The 5,483-nt window shown below is 66.3% G+C and carries 4 protein-coding genes and 1 rRNA gene; all 5 read right to left on the bottom strand.

The window, feature by feature from the left end; all coding sequences use genetic code 11:
- Positions 1-62 precede the first annotated feature (62 nt).
- On the bottom strand, positions 63-320 hold the full coding sequence (locus J7I84_RS21350) for a type IV toxin-antitoxin system AbiEi family antitoxin domain-containing protein (RefSeq protein WP_214946519.1): 258 nt from the start codon (positions 318-320) through the stop codon (positions 63-65).
- Positions 321-488: 168 nt separating this feature from the next.
- Positions 489-2,513 (bottom strand): NHL domain-containing thioredoxin family protein, encoded by a 2,025-nt coding sequence (locus J7I84_RS21345; RefSeq protein WP_214946518.1) that lies wholly within the window; start codon positions 2,511-2,513, stop codon positions 489-491.
- Complete coding sequence (locus J7I84_RS21340; protein WP_214946517.1) at positions 2,513-4,675, bottom strand: cytochrome c oxidase assembly protein; 2,163 nt, start codon at positions 4,673-4,675, stop codon at positions 2,513-2,515. The genes J7I84_RS21345 and J7I84_RS21340 overlap by 1 nt, the downstream gene beginning before the upstream one ends.
- Positions 4,676-4,788: 113 nt before the next feature.
- Positions 4,789-5,073, bottom strand: a complete 285-nt coding sequence (locus J7I84_RS21335) for an HU family DNA-binding protein (RefSeq protein ID WP_011693739.1) — start codon at positions 5,071-5,073, stop codon at positions 4,789-4,791.
- Positions 5,074-5,357: 284 nt separating this feature from the next.
- Positions 5,358-5,474 (bottom strand): 5S ribosomal RNA (gene rrf / locus J7I84_RS21330).
- Between the last annotated feature and the right edge of the window lie 9 nt (positions 5,475-5,483).

The raw sequence follows: 5,483 nt of genomic DNA, 5'->3' as shown, positions 1-5,483 counted from the left end.
ACGCAACTACAAAACGCGTATTCTGTTGCGCAGTGCCGCCAGAACAGCGGCATGAACACCCATCACGGCAGAACATTCACCACGAACCGTGAAGAGCCGTAGTGAGGGGCGGCGGAAGCACACGTCAGGAGGCTGCGGGCCAGTCCTGCGGACACGAATTCCGCTTCAGCGCCGGCGACGGCCAGCAGCCCGCGCTCCAGCCGTACCATTCGTCCGCTGCGGATCCCGCGTCGGATGTCCGAGTCTGTTGCGCTCGCGGCGACCACATCGCGCCGGAGCAGCACTCCTCCAGCTGATTCGAGGATTTCCGTAGGGTCCATCAAGCCACAATGTCTGCAATGTACGGCTGGCGGCAGGCTTCACGGGCGCCATGTGGACAATGGAGTGTACAAGCCGGCCCAGTTTTGCCACGGCCGAAAGAGGACTGGCCCAGCCTTCAGGCTTTGACAGCCTGAAAACTGGGCCAGTTCAGCAACTCAGGTGCCCGGTTAGTCCATCCCGCGCAGGTCCAGGACCAGTTCGGTGTCGCCGTCGGCCTGCAGGACCACCGGGATGCCCCAGTCCTGCTGGTAGAGGTGGCACGCGGCATGGTCAGGGATCTCGCCGTCCTCGGTTTCCGGGCCGTCGCAGGCGGCGGCGCGGGCAGTAATGTGCAGCACGCCCTCGGGAACGTCCGGGGACAGCTCCAGCGTGCGCAGGAGTCCCACGGAGGTTCCACCGCCGGACACCAGCAGCTCGGGCGGCGTGGAGGAGATCTTCAGCTGGGTGGGGTCGCCCCAGCGGTCATCGAGCTTCTGCCCGGTCGGCGCGGTGAAGCGGACGGTCAGGTCCAGCGCGCCGGGCGCCACGGGGCTCTTGGGCCGGTGGGTTTGGGACGCGCCCTCGTCCACCTGCTGCGCTTCCTTAGGGATAGGCACGTACACCAGTTGGTGCTTGTTGGCCTCGACCACCACCAGGAGGGGCTCCGAACCGGCGGACTGGGTGTGGTCCACAATCACGTCGGACGGCTCGGCAAGTCCGCGGGCCAGCGTGGACACGGTGCCGGACGCGGGGTCGTATCGGCGAACGGCTCCGTTGTAGGTGTCCGCGATGGCCACGGAGCCGTCGGGGAGGACGGTCACACCGAGCGGGTGCTGCAGCCGGGCTTCGGCTGCAGGGCCGTCGCGGAAGCCGAAGTCGAACAGGCCCTTGCCCACGGCGGACTCCACGGTGATGGACGCACCGTCAGCAATGACCAGTTTCCGGAGCGCGGAGGTTTCGGAATCCGCCACCCAGATGTTCCCGTCTGCGTCCTCCGCCAGCCCGGAGGACTGGGCGAACCAGGATTCATGGGCGGGACCGTCCAGCAGGCCTTCGAGTCCGTTGCCGGCAATGATCGACACCGCGCCGGTGACGGGGTCGAAGCTGAAGATCTGGTGCGTGCCGGCCATGGCCACCACCACCGCGTTGAGCCTGCGCGACCACACAACATCCCACGGCGAGCTCAGCGCAACATCCAGCGGGTCGTTGCCCAGCGAGCCGCTGAAGCCGGCACCGTCCTCGTCCACCCGCGCCGGCCCGGTTTCCAGCAGGCGCTGGATGCCGTTGCCGGCCAGGGTGGAAGCCTTCCCGTCCGTGAGCGAGAGTCCACGCAGGCGGTGGTTGACCGAGTCTGCAATGACGACGTCGTAGCCCGCCTTTGCTGCCACGTCTTCCGGGAGCAGGACCAGGCCCTGCGGCTCGTTGAACTGCGCACTGGCGGTTTCCCCCGCGGCGGGTCCATCAGCGTAGCCTTTGGTGCCCGAGCCGAAAGTGGCCAGGACAGTCTGGAAGTCGGTGCCGAGTTCCACCAGGCGGTGGTGGCCGGTGTCGGTGACCAGCCATGACCCCTTGTCCGCTGCACCGTTCGCTGCGGCACCTGCTGACGTGCCGCCGTCGGCCGTTCCAGCCAAAGCCGTGGAACCGCGTCCCGCCGGAAGGAAGAGTGCCTTGCCGGGGAAGCGCAGTGTGCCGGACGTTGCCTCGGGGGCCACGTACGGGCCGGATCCGCGGTGGAGGGTGCCCTTGGCCTCGTGTTCGGCAATGAGTTCGGGGATGAGCACCGCGAGACCGTCGGCGTGGCCTTCGCCGGAGAGGTGGGCCACGATGTAGCCCTCGGGGTCGATGACCACCAGGGTGGGCCAGGCGCGGGCGGTGTACGCCTTCCAGGTGTCCAACTCGGGGTCGTCCAGCACCGGGTGGTGGATCTCGTAGCGCTCCACGGCGGCGGCCAGCGCCACAGGGTCCGCCTCGTGCTCGAACTTGGGCGAGTGGACGCCTACGGTGACCAGCACGTCCGAGTACTGCTGCTCGAGCGGCCGCAGCTCATCCAGGACGTGCAGGCAGTTGATGCAGCAGAAGGTCCAGAAATCGAGCAGCACAATCTTGCCGCGCAGGGCTTCGAGGTCCAGGGTTTTGCCACCGGTGTTCAACCAGTTGCGGCCAACCAGTTCGGAGGCCCGGACCCGGGCATGCGTGCGTACGGTTTCGCTCATCAGCGTCCTTCCAGCTTGTTGCGTTCAGCCAGCTTGGCGTCGCGTTCAGCCAATTTGGCAAACATATCGTTGTAAGCGGTCAGATCGGCGTCGTTATTCCTGTCCGCCGCGCGGTCCACGCGTTTGGTCTCCCGCTGGTCCGATCTGGACCACATGACGGCGACGCCGATCGCCACCAGCAGCGTGGGCACCTCGCCGATGCCCCAGGCCACCGCGCCGCCGGCCTGTTGGTCAGCGAGGGCCGACGGTCCCCAGGTGCGCCCCAGGTTGCCGAAGTAGTCCGCTGCCATCAGCCCCGTGCCGCCCATGATGGAGACGCCAAAGAAGGCGTGGAAGCCCATGGTGGCCAGGAGGAGGAGCAGCCGCATGGGGTACGGGGCGCGGCGCGGCAGCGGGTCGGAGCCGATCATGCTCAGCACGAAAATGTATCCGGTGAGCAGGAAGTGCAGGTTCATCAGTTCGTGGCCCACGTGCTCGCGCATGGCGAAACTGAACAGGTCCGAGTAGTAGAACAGGATGATGGAACCGGCAAAGTTGGCGGCGGCGAACAGCGGGTGGGTGACCAACTGCGAGAACTTCGAATGTACGAAGACCAGGAGCCACTCGCGGGTGCCTCGTGAGCCGTCGCCGCGGGCCGGCAGGGCCCGCAGGGCCAAGGTCACGGGCGCGCCCAGGACCAGGAAGATCGGTGCCACCATGGTGAGCGCCATGTGGTCCATCATGTGCGCGGAGAACAGGATGCGGCCGTAGACCGACGGCGGCCCGGAGGTGACGTACGTCAGCACCACCAGTCCGATGACCCAGTTCACGGACCGGAACCACGGCCATGAGTCTCCCCGCCGGCGGACCTTGGCAACGCCCAGGAAGTAGGTCACCAGGCCGAAGAGAGCCACGCCGATCCAAATCCAGTCCAGGCGCCACTCCGTGAGCCACCGTTCGGGGGTGAGCTCAGGCGGCAGATCGTAACCGCTGAGGATGAAGGCGGGAGAGGCATTGGGTGCCAGTTCCGTTGGCTGCGGCGGTGCTGAGCGGCCCAGGGCCACGGCGATGCCGGAGGTAGCACCCATGACCAGCAGCTCCGCCAGGACAAGCTGCCACAGCACGCGCCGTGAGGACATGGTGGCCCCCTTGCGGCCCAGCTGCGGGATGACCCACTGCCGGTGCATGAAGCCGATGCCGCCCAGCACCACTGCGGCCGCCGTCTTGGCCAGGATCAGCTGCCCGTATGCCGAGCCGAAGAGAGCTGACCAGCTGGTGACGCGGATGCTGGCATTGATGATTCCCGAGGTGAAGACCAGCACAAACGCAAAGCCTGCGAGGGTGGAGAACCGCCGGAGCGTGGGTTCGGTGATGTCCGAAGCTGCCCCGGCCTTGGGTCCGGTCAGGAGTCCGGACAGGAGGGCAAGGATGATGATGCCGCCCACCCATGTGCTGACACCCACCAGGTGCAGCCCGAGCGAATTAATGGCGCCCTCGTGGTCCGAGGAGCTTGAGGAGTGTCCGATCAGGGCCGTTGGGACCAAACCGATGAGCGCCAGGAGGAGGGTGAGGGCCAGGCCACCATGGGACCTGACGCCGAAAAGCGCAGTCGTGACCACTGCGGCAATGATGGTGACGGCGAGCCACGCCTGGCCCGTTTCAATGTCCGTCATGAAATACACAAGCGCCTGGGTGAAGGCAGGGTCACCGGACAGGCCCTGCCCGGCCACGTCCGCATAGGTGAGCACCAGGACGGCGATGGCGGACAAGGTCCATACGGCGCCCGCAACGGCCGCCACCGCCAGCACCCGGGTAAACGCAGGATGTTCGGGTGCCGGGACGGCTGAGCGTGCGTCCCGGTCCCGGGCCCGTGCGTTGAGGTTCTTGGGGAGGATGCCGACGGCGAAGATCAGTCCGCCGACGACGGTCGCCAGGGACACGTTGTGGATGGCCTTGCTGATGGGCAGTCCCCAGCGGACAAGGGCTCCGGGGTCGGCGACGCTGCGGGCCGCTGCTGCCCCGGAGAAGATCAGTGCTGCTGCCAGTCCCAGGAGAAGTGCCGCCAGGCCTGCCAGTTGCCAGGGCAACGGGATGCCCCTGCTTCCGGCGTCCCGGACCGCAGCTCCCTGGCCAGGGCTGGACTGGGGCGGCGTGGAACGTGGTTTTGCGGCAGAAGACACCATTCCATTGTCCGCTACGCCTGCCCGGGCCGCGAATCCGGGTTAAATGCCAAGGAGCGGCAACCCTGGGGTTGCCGCTCCTTTTCCACCGGCTGCACGCCGGAGAGGAATAAGCCCTACTTCTTGGAGACAGCAGCCTTCAGCTTGGAGCCGGCAGTCAGCTTGACGCTGTGGCCGGCTGCAATCTGGATGGTTTCGCCGGTCTGCGGGTTGCGGCCGGTGCGGGCTGCACGATCGGTGCGCTCGACGGCGAGCCAGCCCGGGATGGTGATCTTCTCGCCGGCGGCGACAGAAGTCTCGAAAACCTCGAACAGTGCGTCGAGGACGGAGTTGACGGCAGCCTGGCTGGTGCCGGCCTTGCCAGCTACCTCTGCAACAAGTTCACTACGGTTCTTAGCCATTGATGTCCTCCTGGACGGTTCTGATTCTGGAGCCTGCACGCGGCATGCGCGCAGGCCACTCTTCGAAAACTTACCAGCTTGGGCGGTTCCGGACCGCAAATTCCGCGTGTTTCCGCGACTTTTTGAGGTTAATCACCGAATTCTTGGGGTATTTCGACCCCCATGGAGCCGTACCCCGTTCCCGACCCCGTTCCGTGGGGTGCTCCCGGGTGTCAGGCCGGGGGTTGCGTGTTAAATGTGGGAGGCCCCAACCGTGTGTGGTTGGGGCCTCGACCTAATAGTTGTTCCGGCGGTGACCTACTCTCCCACACCCTCCCGGGTGCAGTACCATCGGCGCTGTGGGTCTTAGCTTCCGGGTTCGGAATGGGACCGGGCGTTTCCCCCACGCTATGACCGCCGTAACCCTTGCC

The sequence above is a fragment of the Arthrobacter sp. ISL-85 genome (genome assembly GCF_018613675.1).
In the GTDB taxonomy this organism is placed as follows: Bacteria; Actinomycetota; Actinomycetes; order Actinomycetales; family Micrococcaceae; genus Arthrobacter.
Note: the sequence above shows the minus strand (reverse complement) of the source record. Positions and strands in the feature narration are given on the sequence as shown.